Source organism: Streptomyces sp. NPDC101194, assembly GCF_044767885.1.
Classification (GTDB): domain Bacteria; phylum Actinomycetota; class Actinomycetes; order Streptomycetales; family Streptomycetaceae; genus Streptomyces.
In genome coordinates this window covers 1,198,834-1,221,119 of record NZ_JBIWOS010000001.1, presented here as the reverse complement: position 1 = coordinate 1,221,119, position 22,286 = coordinate 1,198,834, and the positions used below count along the sequence as shown (strand labels likewise).

Below are 22,286 nucleotides of genomic sequence, written 5' to 3'. Positions count from 1 at the left end.
TATGGGTGTGGCGCCGGATACGGGTGTGCCCGGCGCCTCCTGTGTGGTGGGGGTGGCGCCGGGCACGGGTGGTGCGGTCCCGGGGGCGGTGTGGTGCGGTCCCCGGGGTCGGGGGTGGTGCGGATCTGCGGAAGCGGGTCAGTGGGCGTCGCGGACGGCGAGGGCGCGGCGCAGGTCGTCGATCTGGTCGATGAGCTTGCGGCGCAGTGCCGGGATGAGGGTCTTGTCGTTGAGTGCCTGCTCGCCGAGGTGGAGGCTGTCGGTGTCGACGGCGTACGCGGGGAAGGCGTAGCGGCCCGCCGCATCGGCGATGGCGGGTCCGCGGCGGGCGGCGAGCCGGGTGGCCTCGGGGTAGTAGCGGGGCACGTAGTCCTGTACGAGGTCGGCCTGTTCGGGCTGCCAGAAGCCCTGGGCGGTGGCGGTGAAGAGGTAGTTGGAGAGGGTGTCGTCGTTGAACAGGGCGTCCCAGGCGGCGGCCTTGGCCTCGGGGGTGGGGAGGGCGGCCCGGCAGCGGGCGGCGCCTTCCTGTCCGGTGGCGCTGGGGTCCTGTTCGAGTTCCGCGGCGATGACGGATTCGTCGGTGGCGCCGAGGACGGCGAGGCGGGTGAGGATGCGCCAGCGCAGTTCGGGGTCGAGTTCGGGTCCGCCGGGTACGGTGCCGTTGCCGAGCCAGTCCTGGATGGTGTCGGGCTGGGTGGCGGCGTCGATGAGGTGGCGCACGGCGATGAGGCGCAGGCCGGGGTTGTGGCCGTCCTCGGTGCGGCGGATGAGGTCGCGGCACAGGGCGGTGAGGGTGGCGAGGGCGGCGGGGCGCTTGTCGGGTCCGAGGTAGCGGCCGGTGATGTGGGCGCCGGCGAAGGCGAGTACGCCCTGGGCGAGGGCGAGGTCGGTCTCGTGCGGGAGGTGCGCGCGGGCGGCGTCGAGGTAGGCGGTGGGGGCGAGTTCGCCGTCGCGGACCATGTCGCGGGCGGCGTTCCAGACGACGGCGCGGGTCAGCGCGTCGGGGATGCCGGAGAGGTCGCGTACGGCGGTGTCCCAGGACGCGGCGTCGAGGCGGACCTTGGCGTAGCTGAGGTCTCCGTCGTTGAGGACGACGAGGGCGGGGCGTCGGCCGGGGAGGTCCTTGGCCGTGCCGTTCTGCGGGACGTCGATCTCGAACCGGTCGCGCAGGACGAGGCGGTCGGGGCCGGCGTGGGCGTCGGGGGCGTGGTCGTACGCGCCGACGGCGATGCGGTGGGGGCGGCTGCCGGTACGGTCGACGGTGAGGGACCAGGTCCCGGCGGACTCCTCGACCTGGGGGGTGAGGGTGTCGACTCCGGCGGTGCGCAGCCAGGCGTCGGCCCAGGCGTGGACGTCGCGGTCGGTCGCCGATGCGAGGTTGTCGATGAAGTCGGCGAGGGTGGCGTTGGCGAACTTGTGGCGGGCGAAGTGTGCGTTGATGCCGGCCAGGAAGTCCTTCTCCCCGAGCCAGGCGACGAGTTGGCGCAGTGCGGAGGCGCCCTTGGCGTAGGAGATGCCGTCGAAGTTGAGCATCGCGGACGCGGTGTCGGGGACGGCGGCCGGGTCGGGGGCGACGGGGTGGGTGGAGGGGCGCTGGTCGGCGTCGTAGCCCCAGCCCTTGCGGGCGACGCCGAAGTCGACCCAGGTGTCGGTGTAGCGGGTGGCTTCGGCGAGGGTCTGGTAGCCCATGTACTCGGCGAAGGACTCGTTGAGCCAGATGTCGTCCCACCAGGCGAGGGTGACGAGGTCGCCGAACCACATGTGGGCCATCTCGTGGGCGATGACCATGCCGCGGGTCTGGCGCTCGGTGTCGGTGACGGCGGAGCGGTAGACGAACTCGTCGCGGAAGGTGACGAGTCCGGGGTTCTCCATGGCGCCGGCGTTGAACTCGGGTACGAAGGCCTGGTCGTAGGAGTCGAAGGGGTAGGGCTCGTCGAACTTCTCGTGGAACCGGTCGAAGCAGGCGCGGGTGATGTCGAGGATCTCGTCGGCGTCCGCGTCGAGGTACGGGGCCAGTGAGCGGCGGCAGTGGATGCCGAAGGGCAGTCCGGCGTGTTCGGTGGTCACGGAGTGCCAGGGGCCCGCGGCGACGGCGACGAGATAGGTGGAGATCGGCGGGGTGGCGGCCAGGGTCCAGCGGCCGTCGTCCCGCTGTTCGGCGATGCCGTTGCCGAGGACGGTCCAGCCTTCGGGTGCGGTGACGGTGAGTTCGAAGACGGACTTGAGGTCGGGCTGGTCGAACGCGGCGAAGACGCGTTGGACGTCCTCCATGAACAGCTGGGTGTAGACGTACGTTTCGTTGTCGGTCGGGTCGGTGAAGCGGTGCATGCCTTCGCCGGTGCGGGAGTAGCGCATGGCGGCGTCGATGCGCAGTTCGTGGGCGCCCGCGGTGAGCGCGGTGAGCGGGAAGCGGTTCTCGACGAGGTCGGCGGGGTCGAGAGGCTGTCCGTCGAGGCTGATCGAGCGCAGGGCGGCCGGCTTGAGCTCTACGAACGTGTCCCCGGCCGCGGTCGCGGTGAACTGGATCACGGTGCGGGAGTCGAAGGTCTCCTCCCCAGCGGTCAGATCGAGGTCGATCGTGTACCGGTGTACGTCGAGGAACTGGGCTCGGGTCTGCGCTTCGTCGCGCGTCAGTACGGACATGCGTCCATGCTGCCGTACGGGGTGGGCCGGGCGCAGGCGGGTTGTGCCGAGGCGGATCGGTGACGGGCGGGGCCCTGCGGGGTGCGCTCGGGGTTCCGGGCGGTACGGAAGCGTTGGTTGACACGATCGGCTAATGCCATTAGCTTCAGAGCTACATTCATTAGCCCGGAGGGTGGACATGACCGAGTTCCTGACGATCGACGGCGGCCGGCTGGCGTACGACGTGACCGGCGAGGGCCCGCTGATCGTGCTCGCCCACGGCATGGGCGACAACAGAGGGGCCTACCGGGAAACGGCCGCCCGGTTCGCGGCGGCCGGTTGGCGGGTCGCCTGCGTGGACCAGCGCGGTCACGGTGAGTCCAGCGTCGGCTGGGCGTCCTACACCCGCACCGACGTGGCGGCCGACCTCCTCGCCGTGATCCGGCACCTGGGCGGCCCCGCCGTGATCGTGGGTCACTCCTTCGCCGGCGGCGCCGCCACCATCGCGGCGGCCCAGGAGCCCGAACTGGTCGGTGCCGTCGTCGAGATCAGCCCGTTCACCCGCGCGCAGAAGATCAGCCCGCGCGCCCTGCTGTCCCACGCCCGCTACCGCAAAGGCATGAGCCTGCTGATGGCCGCCGGTCTGCTGCGCAGCGTCGGGCTGTGGAAGCGCTACCTCGACCACGCCTACCCGGGCGTCAGGCCCGTCGGCCACGCCGACCATGTCGCCGCCCTGGAGACCGACCTGCGCAGGCCGGGCCGGATGGCCGTCGTCAGCAGGATGGGCATGTCCGCACCCACGGACGCCGGTGCCCGGCTCGGCGACATCCGGTGCCCCGCTCTGGTCATCGAGGGCACGCTCGACCCCGACTGGGCCGATCCCGGGGCCGAGGGCGCGGGCATCGTGGCTGAGATGCCCGCAGGGCTCGGCCGGCTCGTGATGATCGAGGGAGCCGGCCACTACGCGCACGTCCAGTTCCCGGACGAGGTCGCCGCGGCCGTCCTGGCCTTCCTCAAGGTGGCCGCGCGTGGCTAGGGCAGCACTCACCCCGGATGCCGTCGTCGATGTCGCGCTGCTGACCGTCGACGAGAAGGGCCCCGCCGCGCTGACCCTGTCGGCGGTGGCCGACCGGGCGGGCGTCGCCACCCCGTCGCTGTACAAGCACGTGCGCAACCTGGCCGAACTGCGCGACCTCATGTCGGCGCGCATCATGAACGAGATCGCGGACCAGGTCGGCGAGGCCGTGCTGGGGCGCTCCGCCGACGAGGCGATCCGCGCGCTCATGGTGGCCTGGCGGCACTACGCCCTGCGCCACCCGCACCGCTGCTCGGCACTCGTCCAGACGCCCGAGCCGCACACGGCCGAGGCCGGGGCGCGACTGATCAACATCATGCTCGCCACCTTCCGCGCCTACGGAATGGCCGACTCCGCGGCCATCCACGCGGCCCGCTGCCTGCGAGCGGCCGTCCACGGCTTCGCGGTTCTGGAGACCGAGGACGCCTTCGAACTGCCGGAGGAACTGGACGAGAGCTACGACCTGCTGATCCACATGGTGGTCACGGGCCTGCGGACACCTCGCTGATCGGCCGGTGACGCGGGACCACCGGCCGAACACCTCGCGCGGTGCGCCGACCGCGACGGCCGAGATCGGCAGGGGTGACTCTCCGGAGCCGCCCCACGGCGCTCAAGGGGTCTCGCCGTGCGTCGCCGACTCCTCCGCGATCCGCTCGTGATGGCGGATGACCTCCGCCACGATGAAGTTCAGCAGCTTCTCCGCGAAGGCCGGATCCAGATGCGCGCTCTCCGCCAGCTGCCTCAGCCGGGCGATCTGCCGGCTCTCGCGGGCCGGGTCGGCCGGGGGCAGGTGGTGGGCGGCCTTGAGGTGGCCGACCTGCTGGGTGCACTTGAAGCGCTCGGCGAGCATATGGACAACAGCGGCGTCGATGTTGTCGATGCTCTCGCGCAGCCGGTTCAGTTCCGCGCGTACGGACTCGTCGATGTCCCTCGTGGTCATGGTCAGCGAGCTTACGGCCTCCCCCACGACGGGGAGCGGGCTCCCGGTCGCGCGGGAGGCCGTGGGCCCGGCCGGGCTCAGACGGCCGGACCCGCGGGGGCGATCGTCGGGGGGTGCTCCGGGTCCGGGACCTGGTCGCTCCAGCCGCCCGGGACGCTGCGGCCCTGCTGTTCGCGGAAGCGGACCGGGGCGGCGCCGACCCGGCGGGCGAACAGTCGGGAGAAGTACGCCGGATCGTCGTACCCCACGCGTCGGGCGACCGCGGCGACCGGCAGGTCCGTGGCGGCGAGGAGTTCCTTGGCGCGGCCGAGCCGGATGCCGAGGAGGTAGTCCTTGGGGCTGCAGCCGGCGCCCCTGCGCACCGCCGTGCGCAGTTCGGCGGGGGTCATGCCGTGCCGGGCCGCGTGCTCGGCGACCGACAGCGGCTGGAAGGCGTCGCGGGCGAGGGCCTGCAGGACCGGGTCGCCGTCGTGGCTGACATCGGCGCGGGCCCGGCGCAGGGCGACGAGGAGTTCATGGACGGCGGCGCCGGTCTCGACCTCCAGCAGCGGATTGCCGCGCCGCGCCGCCCGCACCATGCGCCCGACCGCGGCACGCGGGCCCGCCGTGTCGGCGAGCGGGACGAGCGGCCGGTCGGGCTCGATGTAGCCGAGTTCGGTGTATGTGGCGGTGGCCGGGCCGGTGAAGTCCACGAAGCTCTCGTCCCAGCCGGTTCCGGGGTCGGCTCCGTAGTGGTGCGGGGTGCCGGGCGTCAGCCAGATCAGGCTGGGCGCGACGACGGGCACCCGGCGGCCGTCGGAGCCGCTGAACCAGCCGCTGCCGGAGTTGATGACGACGGCCACGTGGTGGTCCAGGGTGCGCGGGCCGACCGTCGGCAGGGCGCCGTGCTGCAGTCCCACGCCCAGACAGACCAGGCCCAGCCGGTGGTGGAGCGGGCTGGGAGTGAAGAAGCGCATCCAGGTGTGGTACATCGGCCTTCCTTCCTCCCTTTCATCCATTGGTCCGAACAATTGTGTCCAAACAGCAGTGATCTTTGTCCATGGACCGGCCGCACGCCAGGGGGCGAAGCTGGGTTGCAACATTCCTCCCGGGTCCGCCCGCTCCGTGGTGCGCGCCGTCGTGCGGTCCGCCGGGGGCGCGCGGCCCGGGGGACCGCACGCACAGGAGAGTACGAGCACGATGGCTGATTTCACCGTGGGGGACGACCACTTCCGGCTCGACGGGAAGCCCGTACGGCTGCTGTCGGGCGCCCTGCACTATTTCCGGGTCCACGAGGCACAGTGGGACCACCGGCTGTCGATGCTGCGCGCCATGGGACTCAACTGTGTCGAGACGTACGTGCCGTGGAATCTCCATGAGCCGCGGCCCGGCCGGTTCCGGGACGTGGCGGCGCTGGGCCGGTTCCTGGACGCGGCGCAGCGGGCCGGGCTGTGGGCGATCGTGCGCCCGGGACCGTACATCTGTGCCGAGTGGGAGAACGGCGGCCTGCCGGCCTGGGTGACGGGTCGCTTCGGCCGACGGGTGCGGACCCGTGACGAGGCGTATCTGGGCGCCGTGGAGCGGTGGTTCACCGCGCTGCTGCCGCAGGTGGTACAGCGGCAGATCGGGCGCGGCGGCCCCGTGATCATGGTCCAGGCGGAGAACGAGTACGGGAGTTACGGCACCGACCGGGTCTACCTGCGGCGGGTGGCCGGGATGCTGCGGGAGCGCGGGGTGACCGTGCCGCTGTTCACCTCCGACGGGCCGGAGGACCACATGCTCACGGGCGGCTCCGTGCCGGGGCTGCTCGCCACGGCGAACTTCGGATCGGGCGCGCGGGAGGCGTTCGAGGTGCTGCGCCGCCATCAGCCCAAGGGCCCGTTGATGTGCATGGAGTTCTGGTGCGGGTGGTTCGAGCACTGGGGTGCCGAGCCCGTCGTGCGGGATCCGGCGGGGGCCGCCGACGCGCTGCGGGAGATCCTGGAGTGCGGGGCCTCGGTGAACATCTACATGGCGCACGGCGGAACGAACTTCGCCGGATGGGCGGGGGCCAACCGGTCCGGTCCGCTGCAGGACCAGGATTTCCTGCCGACGGTGACGTCGTACGACTACGACGCGCCGATCGACGAGTACGGCCGCCCCACGGAGAAGTTCTGGCTGTTCCGCGAGGTGCTCGCCGAGTACGCGGACGGGCCGCTTCCGGAGCTTCCTCCCGAGCCCGCCCCGCCGGCCGTTCCGGTGCGGGCGCAGCTGACGGACCATGCGACGCTGGCCGCCGTGCTGGAGGCGCTGGGCGACGAGGAGTCGGCGCCGTCCGGCGTTCCGCCGACCTTCGAGGAGCTGGGTGTCGACCGGGGCCTGGTGCGCTATCAGGTCGCGGTGCCCGGTCCGCGCCGTCCGTACACCCTGGGCGTCACGGGGCTCCGGGACCGGGCCGTGGTGTACGTGAACGGTGTCCGGGAGGGGGTGCTGAGCGATGAGAACAGCACCCTGGACGAGCCGGTGGCCGGGCCCGCGGAGGTCGAACTGTGGGTGGAGTCGCTGGGGCGCGTCAACTACGGGCCGCGGCTCGGTGAGCCCAAGGGGATCACGGGCGGGGTGCTGCACGAACGGCAGTTCCTGCACGGTGTGCGGGCACGGGCGCTGCGGCTGGAGGTGTTCGAGGAGCCGGACGCCCTGGCCGAACTCGCCTTCGGGAGCGTCGCGGGCAGCGGGGAGGCCGGGCGTACCGGGCTCTTCCGGGGGACGTTCGAGGTCGCGGCGGTGGACGGCATCGGCCACGCGGGGCTCGAACTGCCGGACTGGACGCGCGGATTCGTCTGGGTGAACGGCTTCTGCCTGGGGCGCTACTGGTCCGCGGGCCCGCAGCGGACGCTGTACGTCCCGGGTCCGGTGCTGCGGGAGGGTGCCAACGAGGTGTGGGTGCTGGAGCTGGAGGGCGCGGGTGCGCCGTATGCCGAGCTGGGCCCGGGGGTGCCCGTCCGGACGGGCACCCCCGGGGATGTCCGGGTGTGAGTCAGGCACCGGCCGCGGCGGGCGCCCGACCCGGGACCGGGGTCAGAGCGTGGCCGCCGCGGACGCGATGTCGGCGGCGAACGTCGAGACCTCGCTGTACACGCCCGGGTAACCGGGCTCCGCGCAGCCCTGGCCCCAGCTGACGATGCCCACCTGGATCCAGGCTCCGGCGTTGTCCTTGCGGAACATGGGGCCGCCGGAGTCGCCCTGGCAGGTGTCCACGCCGCCCGTGTCGATCAGGCCGGCGCAGATCTCCTCGCCGGGGATGAGATCGCTGCCGTACGCGGCCTGGCATTGGGCGTCGGAGACGAACGGCACGGTGGCCTTGAGGAGATAGCGCTGCTGGGCGCCGCCCTCGGAGGCCGCGCCCCAGCCCGCGATGGTGAAGGTGCCGTTGTTGTACGTGGTGTTGGTGGCGATCTTCAGGGTGGGCAGGTCGATGGGCTTGGCGAGCTTGATCAGCGCCCAGTCCTTGCCCGCGCCGTTGTAGCCGGGGGCCTGGAGGACCTTGGTGGACTTGACCTTGGTCGCGCTGGACGACTGCAGGTCGACGACGCCGGCGGTGGCGGTGATGGACGTGTTGTTGCCCGAGCCGTCCACGCAGTGCGCGGCGGTGAGGACGACGTCCTTGGCGTAGAGAGCGCCGCCACAGCCCATCGAGAGCCGGACCATGAACGGGAACTCGCCCTGGGCGGCGCGGGTTCCGCCGACGACCGGGGCGGGGGCCGCGGAGGCTCCGGCCGGCTGGAGACTGACGGCCGCGAGGACCACGGCGGCTATGACGGAGCATCTCTTCACGGCGCGCAGAAGCTGCTTCAACGGACTGCCTTCTTTCGTGGGGGGTTCTTGTGGGGGGTACATGTGTCCTCGCACGGCGCCCGGCCACGGACGGAGACATCCGATGGTCATGCTCCCGACAAAGACACGATTCGGATTATCGGGAAATGATCACGGCTCTCACAAGATTCACTTTTGAGCCAAGATCGCCTGTTCCGGTGCGGCTACAGTGGGGACCGGCCGAGCGTCGCGGACGGGGGTGGGAACGTGACGGACGACAGCCGGGGCGGCGCGAGTCCGGTGGTACACGGATTCCCGCATCTCGACACCGTCCGGTCGGCGATCACGGCCCTGTACCGGAGGTTGTCGTACGACGGCGTACGCGGTTACGCCACGAGCCTCGCCCCCGCCGACGTCGCCTTCTCCGACCAGGACGATCTGTACCTCGGCGCCCAGCGGGTGGCGCGGTCCGTGGTCCGGCATCTGCATCTGCCGGACGCCCGGATGATCGTCGGCTTCCGCGCGATGGAGCACGCCGCCGGCATCGAACTCGCCGCGGGGCCCGAGTACTTCATCGAGCTCAACGACCGCTTCCGCACCCATCGCAGGGACATCGGCGCCGCGCTCTCGCACGAGGTCACGCACGTGCTGCTGCACCGCCTCGGCCTGGAGTTCCCCGGAACGCCCGACAACGAGATCCTCACCGACACCGTGACGACCTACCTGGGCGCGGGCTGGCTGCTGCTGGACGCCTTCCGCGAGGACGCGGTCTCCAGCCAGAAGCTCGGCTATCTCACCCCGGAGGAGTTCGGATACGTCCTCGCCAAGCGGGCGTTCGCCTTCGACGAGGACCCCTCCCCGTGGTTCACGAGCCCGCAGGCGTACACGGCCTACACGGAGGGCCGCACCCAGGCCCTCCGCGACATCCGGCAGCCGCCCCTCACGGCAGCCGGCTGGGCGGGCCGTCACCGTTACGCCAAGGACCGGCGGTACGCCCGGGACCATCCGGGCGCGGAGGCGGCCCGGGGCCCCGGCGCCCCGTACGCCTTCGAGCACGGCCCGCAGGGACTGCGGGTCTCGTTCGGCTGCCCGACCTGCCACCAGCGCATCCGCGTTCCGGTGCGCGGCCGGGTGCGGGCCCGGTGCGGGTTGTGCCGGACGGTCCTGGACTGCGACACCTGAACCACCACCGCGCGGGCGGCGGAACCGGTGCGGCACGGGGCGGGCACGGCACTCAGGAAGCGTGCGGACGAGGCCGCCCTCCGTCCCCCGTGAGGGGCGGGGCGGGCGGTCCGGCAAGGGGCCCGACGAGTGGGCAGTGGGTGCCGGTGTAGATGGTCGGCATGCACTTGTTGCAGTGGATGCACAGCGATCGCACGTCGCGGTCCTCCGCCATCCGGTTCACCAGGTCCGGTTCGCGCAGGAGCGCGCGGGCCATGGCCACGTACTCGAAGCCCTCCGCCATGGCCCGTTCGACGGTCGCCCGGCGGGTGATGCCGCCGAGCAGGATCAGCGGAAGGCTCAGCGCGGCCCTGAACTGACGGGCCGAGGGCAGCAGGAACGCCTCTTCGTAGGGGTACGCGTGCAGGAACCGGCGGCCGGCGAGACGTATTCCCAGACGCATCGGCCGGGGGAAGACAGCGGCGAACTCGGAGAGCGGTGCCTCGCCGCGGAACAGATACATCGGGTTGAGCAGGGAACTGCCGGCGGTCAGTTCGAGGGCGTCGACCGTTCCTTCCTCCTGGAGCCGACGGGCGACCTGGAGGCTCTCGTCGAGCCAGAATCCGCCGGGCACTCCGTCGTCCATGTTGAGTTTGGCGGTGACGGCGATCGTGTCGCCGACCTCGTCGCGAACGGCGCGGGCGATACCGAGGGCGACCTCGGCACGGTTGGCGAGGCTGCCCCCGTAGGCGTCGTCGCGGTGGTTGAGGCGGCGGCTGAGGAACGAACTGGCCAGGTAGTTGTGGCCGAAGTGCATCTCGACCGCGTCGAATCCGGACTCGACGGCGATCCGGGCGGCGGCGGCATGGGCACGGATGACGCGGGCGATGTCCTCGGCGGTGGCCGCCCGGGTCATCCGCATGCCGAGCGGGCTCAGGAACCGGCCGGGGGCCAGGGCCGGGAGCCGGTTGGAACGGGCGTCGGCGACCGGGCCCGCGTGACCGATCTGGGCGCTGACGGCAGCGCCCTCACGGTGCACGGCATCGGTGAGCCTGCGCAGTCCCGGCACGGCCTCGGGACGCATCCAGATCTGGTGGCGCTCGGTGCGGCCCTCGGGCGAGACGGCGCAGTACGCGACGGTGGTCATGCCGACACCGCCCGCGGCGGGTCGGCGGTGGTAGGCGATCAGCTCGTCGGTGACCAGGCCCTCGGGGGTCACGCCTTCGAAGGTGGCGGACTTGATGACGCGGTTGCGGAGGGTGAGGGGGCCGAGCCGTGCGGGAGCGAAGGGGTCGGGCGGGGTGGGGGCGGAGCCGGGGACGGTCATCGCACATCTCCTGTCGGCGATGCGGGGCAGGCCGCAGCCTCCCACCTAACAAATGTTTGGCGGAAAGGTAGCCGATTCACCCATGAGTGTCTCCACCTCGCGCACCACCGCCGGTCGCACACCCTCGGATCGGGCCCGATCCGCGAGGTCGTCGCCGGAGGGGCTCCGGAAAGCGCACGGCCGGGCGCGTGGGCGCAGTGGTGACCGAACGGATCCGGTCACCACGTCACCACGCGTCGCCCCTGCCGCTATGCGGCCCTGCGGCCACGCGCCGCCGCACCACCGCGCCCGGCACCGCTGCCACGGCCGCCACCGGCGGCCGTGCCCCGCGCCGAACCACCCGAAGCGCCCGCTCCGGCACCGCGCACGGAACCGCCGCGGCCCGCACCGGCACCCGCGCCGCGCGCGGAACCACCCGCCGCGCGGCCCTCGCCACCGCCCTGACCGGCACCACCGCGGCGACCACGGCCGCGGCTGCCCGAGCGGATGCCGGGGCCACCCGCCGCGGCCCCGCCCGACCTCGTGCGCTGCTTCGGCGGGGTCGGCTGCGGGACCTCGATGACGACCGCGACGCCGGAGGGCTCACGGGCCCCGGTGATCCGGGCGAGTTCCTCGTCACCGGACGTGATCCGGGTGGTCCGCGGGGCGATGCCCGCGTCGGCCATCAGCCGGGTCATCTCCCGCTTCTCCTCGGGCAGCACCAGAGTGACCACGCTGCCGGACTCCCCGGCACGCGCCGTGCGCCCGCCGCGGTGGAGATAGTCCTTGTGGTCGGTCGGCGGGTCCACGTTCACGACCAGGTCGAGATCGTCCACATGGATGCCGCGCGCCGCCACGTTCGTCGCGACGAGCGCGGTGACCTGGCCGTTCTTGAACTGGTCCAGCGTCCGGTTGCGCTGCGGCTGCGAGCGCCCGCCGTGCAGCGCGGCAGCCCGTACACCGCTGGCCAGCAGCCGCTTGGCGAAGCGGTCGGCGGCACGCTTGGTGTCCACGAACATGATCACCCGGCCGTCACGTGCGGCGATCCGGGTGGCGACGGCCTTCTTGTCGGTCTCGTCGGCCACGTGCAGCACATGGTGCTCCATGGTGGTGACGGCGCCCGCGGACGGGTCGACCGAGTGCACGACCGGGTCGGTCAGGAACATCTTGACCAGCCGGTCGATGTTCTTGTCGAGCGTCGCGGAGAACAGCATCCGCTGGCCGTCCGGTTCGACCTGCTTGAGCAGGGCGACGACCTGCGGCATGAAGCCCATGTCCGCCATCTGGTCGGCCTCGTCGAGGACGGTGATGGCGACCTGGTCGAGGCGGCAGTCGCCGCGCTCGATGAGGTCCTTCAGCCGGCCCGGCGTGGCGACGAGCACCTCGGCGCCCCGGCGCAGCGTGCCGGACTGCCTGCTGATCGACATGCCGCCGACGACGGTGGCCAGGCGCAGGTTCACCGCCGTCGCGTACGGCGTCAGCGCGTCGGTGACCTGCTGGGCGAGCTCGCGGGTCGGGACGAGGACCAGTGCGAGCGGGGCGCGCGGCTCGGCGCGCCGTCCGCCGGTTCGGGCCAGCAGCGCGAGACCGAAGGCGAGGGTCTTGCCGGAGCCGGTACGGCCGCGGCCGAGGATGTCCCGGCCGGCGAGCGAGTTCGGCAGGGTGGCGCCCTGGATCGGGAACGGGTCGGTGACGCCCTGCGCGGCAAGGGTCTTCAGCAGGGCTGCGGGCATGTCCAGCTCGGCGAACGCCTCGACGGCGGGCAGTGCGGGGGTCATGGTTTCCGGCAGGGCGAACTCACCCTGCGGCGGCGTGGCCCTGCGACGGGGCGACGCCTTGCCGGATCCCTTGCCGGAACCCTTGGCGTTTGCCTTTGCCTGGGCCGTGCCGCGCCCCCTCGACGGGCGGTTGCGGGCGGGTCGGTCCTGGCGTTCGGAGCGGGTCATACGGAATTGCCCTCCTGGGGGATTCCTGAGGAGTCCTGGGGATTCCTGGGAACTGCTTGGGACTGCTTGGGACTGCTTGGGGACCTCTGCGGGACGGCGCTCTTCTGCGCCATGTCCCGGGGACAGCACAAGCCGGGACCCGCACCTTCACGGTGCGGGCCCCGGCTGCGAGGTGCGCGTCCTGGCGATCAGGCCGGGACGATGTTCTCCGCCTGCGGGCCCTTCTGGCCCTGCGTGACGTCGAAGGAGACCTTCTGGCCCTCCTGGAGCTCACGGAAGCCCGAGGTGGCGATGTTGGAGTAGTGGGCGAAGACGTCGGCGCCGCCGCCGTCCTGCTCGATGAAGCCGAAGCCCTTTTCCGAGTTGAACCACTTCACGGTTCCAGTAGCCATGTCATTCTCCTAAAAGAGGTGCAGTGCCGGAAATCCGCACTTTACGAATTTCAAGTCGCCGCATTGAGCCCCATCCGGAGAAAGCCGGAAAACAATAATGCGCCTGAGGAAGCATTCCCGTCAGGCGCACATAAAGTTCATGGGTACCAAAACTGCAACACGGCAACCGTAGCACGTCCTGCGGACCGTCAGTGGGAACACGCCGCGCGCCGGTCGGCGGATTCCCGGCCGAGCCCTTGGCGCAACCGGCCCGGGGCGCACTCGAAACGCCGTCGAAATCCTTCCGCGAGCCGTGTCGTCGCCGCTCGGCGCCCGTGCCGGGCCGCGTCGTGGCCGCCCAGGAGTTCAGAGCCGTTCGATGATCGTCACGTTCGCCTGACCGCCGCCCTCGCACATGGTCTGCAGGCCGTAGCGGCCTCCGGTGCGCTCAAGTTCGTGCAGCAACGTCGTCATCAATTTTGTACCGGTTGCACCGAGCGGGTGACCCAGGGCGATGGCGCCGCCGTTGACATTGACCTTGTCCGGGTCGGCTCCGGTTTCTTTCAGCCAGGCCAGGACGACCGGCGCGAATGCCTCGTTGATCTCGACCAGGTCGATGTCGTCGATGGTCATTCCGGTCTTTTTGAGCGCGTACGCGGTGGCCGGGATCGGCGCCGACAGCATGCGGATCGGGTCCTCGCCGCGCACCGAGAGGTGATGGATCCGGGCGCGTGGGGTGAGGCCGTGTTCGGCCACGGCGCGCTCGGAGGCGATGAGCATGGCAGCGGCCCCGTCGGAGACCTGCGAGGAACAGGCGGCGGTGATCGTGCCGCCCTCCAGGACCGGCTTCAGCCCCGCCATCTTCTCCAGGGTGGTGTCGCGGCGCGGCCCCTCGTCGGTGGTGACGTCACCGTAGGCGACGGTCTCGCGCGCGAAGCGGCCCTCGTCGATGGCGCGGACGGCACGCCGATGGGAGCGCAGGGCGAACTCCTCCATGTCCCGACGGCTGATGCCCCACTTCTCGGCGATCAGCTGGGCGCCGTGGAACTGGTTGACCGGCGCGTCGCCGTACCGGGCGCGCCAGCCCTCGCTGCCGGCGTACGGGCCGTCCGTCAGGCCGAGGGGCTCAGCGGCCTGACGGGAGGCGAAGGCGATCGGGATCTGCGTCATGTTCTGGGTCCCGCCCGCGACGACCAGGTCCTGGGTGCCGGAGAGGACGCCCTGGGCGGCGAAGTGCACGGCCTGCTGGGAGGAGCCGCACTGGCGGTCGACGGTGACGCCGGGGACCTCCTCGGGCAGTCCGGCCGCCAGCCAGCAGGTGCGGGCGATGTCACCGGCCTGTGGTCCGACGGTGTCGAGGCAGCCGAAGACCACGTCCTCGACGGCCGCCGGGTCGATCCCCGTCCGTTCGACGAGGGCCTTGATGACGTGGGCGCCGAGGTCGGCGGGGTGGACCGCGCCGAGTCCCCCCTTGCGCCGGCCGACCGGGGTGCGTACCGCTTCGACTATGTATGCCTCGGCCATGACTGCTGCTCCTTGAGTGGGTTCAGGTGTCCAGGGCGATGCCGTCCAGGACCATCGAGAGGTACTGGCGGGCGATCTCCTCGGGGCTGTGCTGTCCGCCGGGCCGGTACCAGGACGCCGCGACCCAGACGGTGTCGCGGACGAAGCGGTAGGTGAGGCGGATGTCGAGGTCGGCGCGGAAGGTCTTGTCGGTGACGCCGCGTTCCAGCGTGCCGAGCCAGGCCTCCTCGAACTTCTGCTGGGAGTCGACGAGGTACTGGAAGCGCGGCTGGGCGGCCAGGTGCTTGGACTCCTTCTGGTAGATGGCGACGGCGGCGCGGTGCCGGTCGATCTCCCGGAAGGACTCGGTGACGAGGGCCTCGATGGTCTCCCGGGGTCCGAGTCCGGCGGCGAGCACCGCGTCGTACCCCTCCCAGAGTTCGGTGAGGAAGGTCGAGAGGATCTCGTCGATCATCGACTCCTTGGAGTCGAAGTGGTAGTAGAGACTGCCCGCGAGCATCCCGGCCGCGTCCGCGATCCTGCGGACGGTGGTGGCGTTGTATCCCTGCGCGGCAAACACTTCGGCTGCGGTGTCGAGCAGTTCGCGGCGGCGCTCGGGCGAGGGGGTCACCTGGGGCTTCTTCTTGGTAGGCACCCGCCCATTCTCCGCCTGTCGGACGGCCCCGCGGACGCCGCGGGGAGCGCCCGCTCAGGCATGCCGGCTGCTGACGGAGACGACCTCGCCCGTCATGTACGAGGAGTAGCCGCTGGCGAGGAAGACGATGACGTTGGCGATCTCCCACGGCTCGGCGTAGCGGCCGAAGGCCTCCTTCGCGGTCAGTTCGTCGAGGAGTTCCGCGGAGGTGACCTTCACCAGGTGCGGGTGCATGGCGAGGCTGGGGGCGACGGCGTTGACGCGCACCCCGTACTCGGCGGCCTCGACGGCGGCGCACCGGGTGAGGGCCATGACACCCGCCTTGGCGGCGGCGTAGTGGGCCTGGCCGCTCTGGGCGCGCCAGCCGACGACGGAGGCGTTGTTGACGACGATGCCGCCGCGGCCGGCCGCCTTGAGCGAGCGCAGGGCGGCCCGGGTGCAGCGGAAGGTGCCGTTCAGGGTGACGTCGAGGACCTTGGTCCACTGTTCGTCGGTCATCTCGGTCAGCTCGGCGGTGCCGCCCAGGCCCGCGTTGTTGACGACGATGTCGAGGCCGCCGTGGGCCTCTTCGGCGAGCGCGAAGAGCGCCTGGACCTGGGTCTCGTCGGTGACGTCACAGGGCAGTGCGGCGACGCGGTCGGCGCCGAACTCCTCGGCGAACGCCTGCTCGGTCTCCTTCAGCCGCCGGGCATGCGCGTCGCCGATCACGACGCGGGCGCCCTCCTCGAGGAACTTGCGGGCGGTGGCGCCGCCGATTCCGGCGCCCGCGGCCGCGGTGACGACGGCGCCGCGGCCGGCCAGCAGCCCGTGCCCGGGGACGTACTGCGGTGCGCTCATGCCTGTGCCTCCTCGATCCCGGCCCGCGGATCCTCGACGGTGGTCGTGCCGGTACGTTAACCTACCAAACACTTGTTAGGGAAGGATGGAGCCGATGCCCACTGCCCACGACACATCCGCCGACCGGTCCCGGACCGATCCCGTGCTGTACGAGCGCCGGGGTCCGGTCGCGTACATCACGCTGAACCGCCCCCGCTACCGCAACGCGCAGAACTCGGCGATGACCTACGCCCTGGACGCCGCGTTCTACCGGGCTGCCGAGGACTCCGAGGTCAAGGTGGTCGTGCTGGCCGGCGCCGGGGAGCACTTCTCGGCCGGCCACGACATCGGCTCGCCCGGCCGCGACGCGCATCTGCCCTTCGAGCGCAGGGCCGGTCTGTGGTGGGACCACTCCGACAAGACCGGCGCGGAGAGCCGTTTCGCCCGTGAGTCGGAGGTCTATCTCGGCATGTGCAGGCGCTGGCGCGAGCTGCCGAAGCCGGTCGTCGCCTCGGTACAGGGGGCGTGTGTGGCCGGCGGGCTGATGCTCGCCTGGATCTGCGACCTGATCGTGGCGAGCGAGGACGCCTTCTTCGCCGATCCGGTGGTCCGGATGGGCATCCCCGGTGTCGAGTACTTCGCACACCCATGGGTGATGCCGCCCCGGATCGCGAAGGAGTTCCTGTACACCGGCGACCGGATGAGCGCCCGCAGGGCGTACGAGGTCGGCATGGTGAACAAGGTGGTGGAGCGCGGCGAACTGGCCGACCGCACCGATGAACTGGCGCTGCGGATAGCGCAGATGCCGCGGCTGGGACTGGCCCTGACCAAGCGCGCGGTCAACCAGGCCGAGGACCTTCAGGGACTGCACACCGGCCTGGACTCGGTCTTCGGACTGCACCACCTCGCCCACGCGCACAACGCGGAGACGGCGGCGGACCCGCTGGGCGGCATGGACATCGCCTCGATGAAGAAGGCGGACACGTGATGGACCTGTCGTGCACGGCCGAGGAGGAGGCCTTCCGGGCCGAGGCGCGTCAGTGGCTGCGGGCCAACGTTCCCGTGGAGCCCCTGCCGTCCCTGGAGACCGCCAAGGGCTTCGCCGCGCACCGGGAGTGGGAGGCACGGCTCCATGCGGACCGCTGGTCGGTCGTCTCCTGGCCGCCCGAGTACGGCGGACGGGGTGCCGACATCTTCCGGTGGCTGATCTTCGAGGAGGAGTACTACGCGGCGGGCGGACCCGGCCGGGTCTCGCAGAACGGCATCAACCTCCTCGCCCCGACGCTCTTCGACCACGCCACGGACGAGCAGCGGGACCGGGTCCTGCCGTCGATGGCGAGCGGCGAGGTGATCTGGGCCCAGGCCTGGTCCGAGCCCGAGTCGGGCTCGGACCTGGCGTCGCTGCGCTCGCGGGCGGTGCGCACGGAGGGCGGCTGGCTGCTCTCGGGACAGAAGACCTGGTCCTCGCGGGCCGCGTTCGCGGACCGGGCGTTCGGCATCTTCCGTACGGATCCAAAGGCGGCGAAGCCGCATCACGGGCTGACGTATCTGATGTTCGACCTGTCGGCGCCGGGGGTGTCCGTCCGGCCGATCGGGCGGCTCGACGGCAAGCCCGCCTTCGCCGAGCTGTTCCTGGACGAGGTGTTCGTACCGGACGAGGACGTCATCGGGGAACCCGGGCAGGGCTGGCGCATCGCCATGTCGACAACGGGCAACGAGCGCGGGCTGACGCTCCGCTCCCCCGGCCGCTTCCTGGCCTCCGCCGACCGGCTGGCCGATTTGTGGCGCAGCCACGGCGACCCGTCGGACACGGCGCTGCGGGACCGGGTGGCGGACGCGGTGATCGGGGCCCGCGCGTATCAGCTCTTCACCGGCGCGAACGCGTCGCGCTTCGCGGCCGGTGCGACCATCGGCGCGGAGTCCAGCCTGAACAAGGTGTTCTGGTCCGAGTACGACATCGCGTTGCACGAGACCGCGCTCGACCTGCTGGGCGCGGACGGCGAGCTCGCCGACGGGGAGTGGGCCGAGGGGTACGTCTTCTCCCTCGCCGGCCCCATCTACGCCGGTACGAACGAGATCCAGCGCGACATCATCGCCGAGCGGCTGCTCGGCCTGCCGAAGGGACGGCGCTGATGCGTTTCCTCCTGGACGACGAGCAGCGGGAGTTCGCCCGTTCGCTGGACGCGATGCTGACGGCCTCGGACACCCCCGCGGCGATACGCGCCTGGACCACCGGGGAGCACGGGCCGGGCCGGGCCCTGTGGGAGCGGCTGGCGCAGGCGGGGGTGTTCGCCCTGGCGATTCCGGAGGAGTACGAGGGGGTCGGGCCGTTGCCGGTCGAACTCGCTGTCGCCTTCACCGAGTTGGGGCGGCATGCGGTACCGGGGCCGGTCGTGGAGACCGTCGCGGCCGCGGTGCTGCTGGACGGTGTGGGCGGCGCGGTCGCCAAGGAGTGGCTGCCGCGGCTGGCGTCCGGCGCGGCGTCGGTGACGCTCCGGATGGACGGGTACGGGCCCTACGCACTGGACGCGGATGCCGTGGACGGGGTATTCACGGTGACCGGCGACGCGTTGCGGCTCGCACCCGGGGCCGGGACACTGTGCGTGTCCTCCGACCCGGCCCGTCGGCTGTGGCGCCCCGAGCCGGGTGGGGAGTTGCTGGCATCCGGCCCCCGGGTGGCCGAGGCGGCGGCGCGGGCCGCCCGATGGGCGGCGTTCGCGACGGCCGCCCAGGCGCTCGGCACCGGCGAGGCGCTGCTGCGGGCCACGGTCGGATACGTGAAGCAGCGCGCCCAGTTCGGCACGGCCATCGGGTCCTTCCAGGCGGTCAAGCACCGGCTCGCCGACACACTGATCGGGCTGGAGTTCGCCCGTCCGCTGCTGTACGGGGCGGCGCTCGCGCTCGCCGAGGGGGCGCCGGACGCCGGTGCGGAGGTGGCGGCGGCCAAGGTGACGGCGGGCGAGGCGGGATACGCGGCGGCGCGGACGGCGCTGCAGTTGCACGGTGCGGTGGGGTACACCCAGGAGCTGGATCTGTCGCTGTGGCTGCGCAAGGCGCGACCGCTGCGGGACGCGTGGGGAACGCCGGGGGCCTGCCGCGCGCGGGTGCTGGCGCGGACAGGCCCGTCCGCGAGGTGAGGGCGAGAGCGGTCAGGTCTCGTACGGGGCGCTGTGGTCCGCAGCGCGGCGGATCGTGCGCAACGGCTTGCCGGGCCGCCACACCTGCACCACCAACTCCTCGGAGTCCAGGGATGTACGGACCACTTCCCGGAGTTCCGCACGGAAGAGGTGGAACGGCTCCGGCGGCTTCGCCTCCTCGACGAAACGGGCCAGGAGCGCGGCGTCGGTCACTTCCACGGCCCGTCCCGAGACCCGGACATCGCCGTCCGTCATCTCGGCGTCCGGTCCGGGATTGGCCTGCACCGCGAAGCGCGGGTCGCGCAGCAGATCGAGCGCCTTGCGCGAGTTGGGCATCATGCCGAGCCACAGCTCACCGAGACGGAAATCCACCTCCAGGCCGGTCACCCGCGGCGACCCGTCCTTCCGCAGGGTCGCCAGGACGTGGTGCCTGTACTGCCCGAAACGGGCCCGGACGGTGTCGGCGAAGGCCGGTTCGGCCGAGTGGAACGCTTGCCAGGAACTCGATGTCATGCGGCCATGAAAACCTGGAAACCCGACATCTTCTGTCCTGATTCCCGGGCCCGCACCGGCTCATCCGTGCGAAAGGGTCACCAGCAGTGCCCACCCCTGGGTCCGGAGCACTCCCGACGATTCGCCCTGTACCAACAACGCGTCGTAACGGCCGAGCTCGATGCCCTGGCCGTCGAGCACCGCACCGTCCTCCAGCGCGAGGGCCAGGACCGCCCCGCCCGCCGGCGCCGACAGCCTCACGGTGCCGCGTACCACCGCGACCTCCGCCGCCGTACGCCCCCGGCGGTACATGACATTGACGTTCACGACCGGGCCGCCGAGCAGTCGGCCGTCCGTCTCGGGATCACCCGGGAAGTCGTGCGGCCAGTACGGCTCGTCGACGATGTGGTGCTCGCCGCCCACCATGAGGTCCATCCCGGCGCCCTCGACCACGGTCAGCGTGCGGTCGATGCCGGGGAAGGAGGAGAACGGCCCGTCCAGGGACACGTCGGCGAGGCTGACCCGCCAGTCGAAGGCGTCCAGCGGCGCGCCCTCGGGGAACGCCGCGATCTCCCGGGTGACTCCCCCACCGTTCTTCCAGGGCCTGGCCGTACGGTCGGCCGCCCGCAGCACTCGGGCCGTCATCCGACGATCCCCTGGGCGCGCGCCGCGGCCAGCCACTGCGGGAATTCGGCGACCAGCCGGTCGTACAGTTCGGCGTCCGGGACCCGGCGCGGGTCGGAGCCGGCATGGAAGAAGCCGGTGTTGTCGACGGGGCGCTTGGCGGGCACGGCCAGATCGTCGAGCCTGTGCAGGAAGTCGAACTGCGAACTCCGCTTGTTGCCGAAGCCGATGAACTGCCAGAACAGCGGAAGTTTCGCCGCCTTGCACAGATAGCGTTCCGCCGCGAGCTTGCTGATCGGGCCGCCGTCCGTCTGGAAGACGACGAGTGCGGGGGCGGTCGACCCGCTGTCGAGGTAGTGGTCGATGACGGCGTCCATGGCCAGGTGGTAGCTGGTCTTCCCCATGTGTCCGAGGCCCGCCACGATCGCGTCGATCCGGCCCTGGTGGTTGTCCAGGGCCACGTCGGTGACGGCGTCGACGTCCGTGGAGAAGATGACGACGGGTACGCGGCCGTCGTCGTCCAGATGGGCCGAGAGGCCCAGCACGCGGTCCGCCAGGGCCTGGACGCTGCCGTCCTTGTAGTACTCCCTCATGGAGCCGGAGTGGTCGAGCACCAGATAGACCGCGGCCCGCACGCCGCTCATGCCGCTCTTCGTCAGCGACACCGCAGCGCTCCTGTAGAGGTCGACCAGCGCGGGAGCGGTCTCCTCGATCTTGCGGAGGCTGATGGCCGGACCTGTTGCGGCGGACGAGCCGACCATGCGGATGCTCCGTTCCTCGACGTCTCGGGACCCCGAGCGTAAGGCACCCGGATATGCCCCGGGCCGCGGCATTCGCTATCTTGATCGCCGCCGTCCCCACCGGCCGCTCGTGTCCGCCCACCGTGAAGGAGCCCGCCGTGGAGGCCGCGGTCACCACCTGTTATCGCCATCCGTCGTACGAGACGTATGTGAGCTGCACCCGCTGTGAACGCTTCATCTGCCCCGACTGCATGCGGGAGGCCGCCGTCGGCCACCACTGTGTGGAGTGCGTGAAGGAGGGGCAGCGTTCGATCCGCCAGGCACGCACGGTGTTCGGCGGCGCGGTGTCCCGGACCGCGATGCCGCTCGTCACGTACGTACTGATGGGCCTCAACATCCTGGTGTATCTGGGCGAGCTGGTCCGGCCCGGAATCGTCGACCGGTTCGCGATGCTCGGCGCGGGCCTGAACGGCCCCGACGGAAGCCAGTACGTCTACCGGGCGGGGGACTTCCCCGGCTTCGATGTGGTCGGGGTGGTGGACGGCGAGTGGTACCGGCTGCTGACCGGGGCCTTTCTCCACCTCCCGCCCGGAGGGTCGTCCTTCGGCGCGTTGCCGTTCGGCGTGCTGCACATCCTCTTCAACATGTACGCGCTGTGGAATCTGGGCCGGGTCGTCGAGGAGCAGTTGGGCCGGGCCCGTTACCTCACGCTGTATCTGCTGTCCGCGCTGGGCGGTTCGGTCCTGGTGTATCTCGTCGCCCCGTTCGACGTCACCGTGGGTGCCTCGGGGGCGATCTTCGGTCTCGGTGCGGCGTTCTACGTCATCAACCGGCGCCTGGGCCGCGACATGCAGGCGGTGAACCGGTTCATGGCCGGCTTCCTCATCTGGATGCTGATCTCGGCCGGATTCACCTCGTGGCAGGGCCACTTGGGCGGGCTCCTGACGGGCGGCATCGTCACGCTCGCGTACGCGTACGCCCCGGCGAGGCGGCGGACGACGATTCAGGCGGCCGCGGGTGTGGTGCTCCTCGCCGTGCTGGTGCTGCTGGTGGTGCTGAAGACGTCCGCGCTGACGGGCTGAGCGGTCCGCCCGTCCCGGAACGCACCACGGCGCCTGCCGAGATCG

21 protein-coding genes are annotated in these 22,286 nt (G+C 71.4%); 8 read left to right on the top strand and 13 right to left on the bottom strand.

Annotation, left to right across the window (positions count from 1 at the left end):
• Positions 1-138: 138 nt before the first annotated feature.
• On the bottom strand, positions 139-2,643 hold the full coding sequence (gene pepN / locus ACIRP2_RS05360) for an aminopeptidase N (protein ID WP_404246724.1): 2,505 nt from the start codon (positions 2,641-2,643) through the stop codon (positions 139-141).
• 178 nt (positions 2,644-2,821) lie between these two features.
• Here pepN and ACIRP2_RS05355 point away from each other — a divergent pair, with 178 nt between their 5' ends.
• Both ACIRP2_RS05355 and ACIRP2_RS05350 read left to right on the top strand, forming a co-directional pair.
• On the top strand, positions 2,822-3,658 hold the full coding sequence (locus ACIRP2_RS05355; protein WP_404246722.1) for an alpha/beta fold hydrolase: 837 nt from the start codon (positions 2,822-2,824) through the stop codon (positions 3,656-3,658).
• The gene (locus ACIRP2_RS05350) at positions 3,651-4,205 is read left to right on the top strand and encodes a TetR/AcrR family transcriptional regulator (RefSeq protein WP_404246720.1); all 555 of its coding nucleotides are present in this window, start codon (positions 3,651-3,653) and stop codon (positions 4,203-4,205) included. The genes ACIRP2_RS05355 and ACIRP2_RS05350 overlap by 8 nt, the downstream gene beginning before the upstream one ends.
• Before the next feature lie 102 nt (positions 4,206-4,307).
• On the opposite strand, the gene ACIRP2_RS05345 is transcribed toward ACIRP2_RS05350, so the two are convergent.
• Complete coding sequence (locus ACIRP2_RS05345; RefSeq protein WP_404246718.1) at positions 4,308-4,637, bottom strand: chorismate mutase; 330 nt, start codon at positions 4,635-4,637, stop codon at positions 4,308-4,310.
• 77 nt (positions 4,638-4,714) lie between these two features.
• Positions 4,715-5,608, bottom strand: a complete 894-nt coding sequence (locus ACIRP2_RS05340) for a helix-turn-helix domain-containing protein (RefSeq protein WP_404246716.1) — start codon at positions 5,606-5,608, stop codon at positions 4,715-4,717.
• Between the two features lie 208 nt (positions 5,609-5,816).
• On the opposite strand from ACIRP2_RS05340, the gene ACIRP2_RS05335 reads away from it, so the two are divergent.
• On the top strand, positions 5,817-7,631 hold the full coding sequence (locus ACIRP2_RS05335) for a beta-galactosidase family protein (RefSeq protein WP_404246714.1): 1,815 nt from the start codon (positions 5,817-5,819) through the stop codon (positions 7,629-7,631).
• A 42-nt stretch (positions 7,632-7,673) separates the two neighbouring features.
• Here ACIRP2_RS05335 and ACIRP2_RS05330 read toward each other — a convergent pair whose 3' ends face one another.
• On the bottom strand, positions 7,674-8,450 hold the full coding sequence (locus tag ACIRP2_RS05330; protein WP_404246712.1) for a S1 family peptidase: 777 nt from the start codon (positions 8,448-8,450) through the stop codon (positions 7,674-7,676).
• Between the two features lie 225 nt (positions 8,451-8,675).
• Here ACIRP2_RS05330 and ACIRP2_RS05325 point away from each other — a divergent pair, with 225 nt between their 5' ends.
• Positions 8,676-9,590, top strand: coding sequence for a hypothetical protein (locus tag ACIRP2_RS05325; RefSeq protein ID WP_404246710.1), 915 nt, complete (start codon positions 8,676-8,678; stop codon positions 9,588-9,590).
• A gap of 52 nt (positions 9,591-9,642) precedes the next feature.
• Here the strand turns inward: ACIRP2_RS05325 and ACIRP2_RS05320 are convergent, their stop codons facing one another.
• The 6 genes from ACIRP2_RS05320 to ACIRP2_RS05295 all read right to left on the bottom strand — a co-directional run bounded on the left by ACIRP2_RS05320 (position 9,643) and on the right by ACIRP2_RS05295 (position 16,187).
• Entirely contained in the window at positions 9,643-10,896 is a 1,254-nt protein-coding gene (locus tag ACIRP2_RS05320) for an NADH:flavin oxidoreductase (protein WP_404246708.1), read from the bottom strand.
• Between the two features lie 248 nt (positions 10,897-11,144).
• A complete protein-coding gene (locus tag ACIRP2_RS05315; protein WP_404246706.1) occupies positions 11,145-12,821 on the bottom strand; it encodes a DEAD/DEAH box helicase in 1,677 nt (558 codons plus the stop codon).
• A 188-nt stretch (positions 12,822-13,009) separates the two neighbouring features.
• Positions 13,010-13,213, bottom strand: a complete 204-nt coding sequence (locus ACIRP2_RS05310) for a cold-shock protein (protein ID WP_003969786.1) — start codon at positions 13,211-13,213, stop codon at positions 13,010-13,012.
• 345 nt (positions 13,214-13,558) lie between these two features.
• Positions 13,559-14,716 (bottom strand): acetyl-CoA C-acetyltransferase, encoded by a 1,158-nt coding sequence (locus ACIRP2_RS05305; protein WP_404246704.1) that lies wholly within the window; start codon positions 14,714-14,716, stop codon positions 13,559-13,561.
• A gap of 22 nt (positions 14,717-14,738) precedes the next feature.
• Positions 14,739-15,350 (bottom strand): TetR/AcrR family transcriptional regulator, encoded by a 612-nt coding sequence (locus tag ACIRP2_RS05300; protein WP_376221964.1) that lies wholly within the window; start codon positions 15,348-15,350, stop codon positions 14,739-14,741.
• 54 nt (positions 15,351-15,404) lie between these two features.
• Entirely contained in the window at positions 15,405-16,187 is a 783-nt protein-coding gene (locus ACIRP2_RS05295) for an SDR family oxidoreductase (protein ID WP_404246702.1), read from the bottom strand.
• A 94-nt stretch (positions 16,188-16,281) separates the two neighbouring features.
• Between ACIRP2_RS05295 and ACIRP2_RS05290 the strand changes: the two genes are divergently transcribed.
• Genes ACIRP2_RS05290 through ACIRP2_RS05280 form a run of 3 tightly spaced genes read left to right on the top strand, consistent with a single transcriptional unit; the run spans position 16,282 to position 19,303 of the window.
• On the top strand, positions 16,282-17,154 hold the full coding sequence (locus ACIRP2_RS05290) for an enoyl-CoA hydratase (protein ID WP_404246700.1): 873 nt from the start codon (positions 16,282-16,284) through the stop codon (positions 17,152-17,154).
• A complete protein-coding gene (locus tag ACIRP2_RS05285) occupies positions 17,154-18,299 on the top strand; it encodes an acyl-CoA dehydrogenase family protein (RefSeq protein ID WP_404247185.1) in 1,146 nt (381 codons plus the stop codon). The genes ACIRP2_RS05290 and ACIRP2_RS05285 overlap by 1 nt, the downstream gene beginning before the upstream one ends.
• Positions 18,299-19,303 (top strand): acyl-CoA dehydrogenase family protein, encoded by a 1,005-nt coding sequence (locus tag ACIRP2_RS05280; RefSeq protein ID WP_404246698.1) that lies wholly within the window; start codon positions 18,299-18,301, stop codon positions 19,301-19,303. The genes ACIRP2_RS05285 and ACIRP2_RS05280 overlap by 1 nt, the downstream gene beginning before the upstream one ends.
• 12 nt (positions 19,304-19,315) lie before the next feature.
• Here the strand turns inward: ACIRP2_RS05280 and ACIRP2_RS05275 are convergent, their stop codons facing one another.
• The 3 genes from ACIRP2_RS05275 to ACIRP2_RS05265 are packed head-to-tail and all read right to left on the bottom strand — an operon-like array spanning position 19,316 to position 21,180.
• On the bottom strand, positions 19,316-19,816 hold the full coding sequence (locus ACIRP2_RS05275) for a pyridoxamine 5'-phosphate oxidase family protein (protein ID WP_404246696.1): 501 nt from the start codon (positions 19,814-19,816) through the stop codon (positions 19,316-19,318).
• A gap of 60 nt (positions 19,817-19,876) precedes the next feature.
• Positions 19,877-20,440 carry a HutD family protein gene (locus ACIRP2_RS05270; protein WP_404246694.1) on the bottom strand — a complete coding sequence of 188 codons (564 nt, stop codon included), beginning with the start codon at positions 20,438-20,440 and terminating at the stop codon, positions 19,877-19,879.
• Positions 20,437-21,180 (bottom strand): vWA domain-containing protein, encoded by a 744-nt coding sequence (locus tag ACIRP2_RS05265; protein ID WP_404246692.1) that lies wholly within the window; start codon positions 21,178-21,180, stop codon positions 20,437-20,439. The genes ACIRP2_RS05270 and ACIRP2_RS05265 overlap by 4 nt, the downstream gene beginning before the upstream one ends.
• 137 nt (positions 21,181-21,317) lie before the next feature.
• Here ACIRP2_RS05265 and ACIRP2_RS05260 point away from each other — a divergent pair, with 137 nt between their 5' ends.
• A complete protein-coding gene (locus tag ACIRP2_RS05260) occupies positions 21,318-22,241 on the top strand; it encodes a rhomboid family intramembrane serine protease (protein WP_404246690.1) in 924 nt (307 codons plus the stop codon).
• Positions 22,242-22,286 lie beyond the last annotated feature (45 nt).

Bases quoted from the DNA above. Each gene is read 5' to 3' on its own strand.
- pepN (WP_404246724.1), bottom strand. From the start codon at position 2,643: ATGTCCGTACTGACGCGCGACGAAGCGCAGACCCGAGCCCAGTTCCTC.
- ACIRP2_RS05355 (WP_404246722.1), top strand. From the start codon at position 2,822: ATGACCGAGTTCCTGACGATCGACGGCGGCCGGCTGGCGTACGACGTG.
- ACIRP2_RS05345 (WP_404246718.1), bottom strand. From the start codon at position 4,637: ATGACCACGAGGGACATCGACGAGTCCGTACGCGCGGAACTGAACCGG.
- ACIRP2_RS05340 (WP_404246716.1), bottom strand. From the start codon at position 5,608: ATGTACCACACCTGGATGCGCTTCTTCACTCCCAGCCCGCTCCACCAC.
- ACIRP2_RS05335 (WP_404246714.1), top strand. From the start codon at position 5,817: ATGGCTGATTTCACCGTGGGGGACGACCACTTCCGGCTCGACGGGAAG.
- ACIRP2_RS05320 (WP_404246708.1), bottom strand. From the start codon at position 10,896: ATGACCGTCCCCGGCTCCGCCCCCACCCCGCCCGACCCCTTCGCTCCC.
- ACIRP2_RS05315 (WP_404246706.1), bottom strand. From the start codon at position 12,821: ATGACCCGCTCCGAACGCCAGGACCGACCCGCCCGCAACCGCCCGTCG.
- ACIRP2_RS05310 (WP_003969786.1), bottom strand. From the start codon at position 13,213: ATGGCTACTGGAACCGTGAAGTGGTTCAACTCGGAAAAGGGCTTCGGC.
- ACIRP2_RS05305 (WP_404246704.1), bottom strand. From the start codon at position 14,716: ATGGCCGAGGCATACATAGTCGAAGCGGTACGCACCCCGGTCGGCCGG.
- ACIRP2_RS05295 (WP_404246702.1), bottom strand. From the start codon at position 16,187: ATGAGCGCACCGCAGTACGTCCCCGGGCACGGGCTGCTGGCCGGCCGC.
- ACIRP2_RS05290 (WP_404246700.1), top strand. From the start codon at position 16,282: ATGCCCACTGCCCACGACACATCCGCCGACCGGTCCCGGACCGATCCC.
- ACIRP2_RS05285 (WP_404247185.1), top strand. From the start codon at position 17,154: ATGGACCTGTCGTGCACGGCCGAGGAGGAGGCCTTCCGGGCCGAGGCG.
- ACIRP2_RS05280 (WP_404246698.1), top strand. From the start codon at position 18,299: ATGCGTTTCCTCCTGGACGACGAGCAGCGGGAGTTCGCCCGTTCGCTG.
- ACIRP2_RS05275 (WP_404246696.1), bottom strand. From the start codon at position 19,816: ATGACATCGAGTTCCTGGCAAGCGTTCCACTCGGCCGAACCGGCCTTC.
- ACIRP2_RS05270 (WP_404246694.1), bottom strand. From the start codon at position 20,440: ATGACGGCCCGAGTGCTGCGGGCGGCCGACCGTACGGCCAGGCCCTGG.
- ACIRP2_RS05265 (WP_404246692.1), bottom strand. From the start codon at position 21,180: ATGGTCGGCTCGTCCGCCGCAACAGGTCCGGCCATCAGCCTCCGCAAG.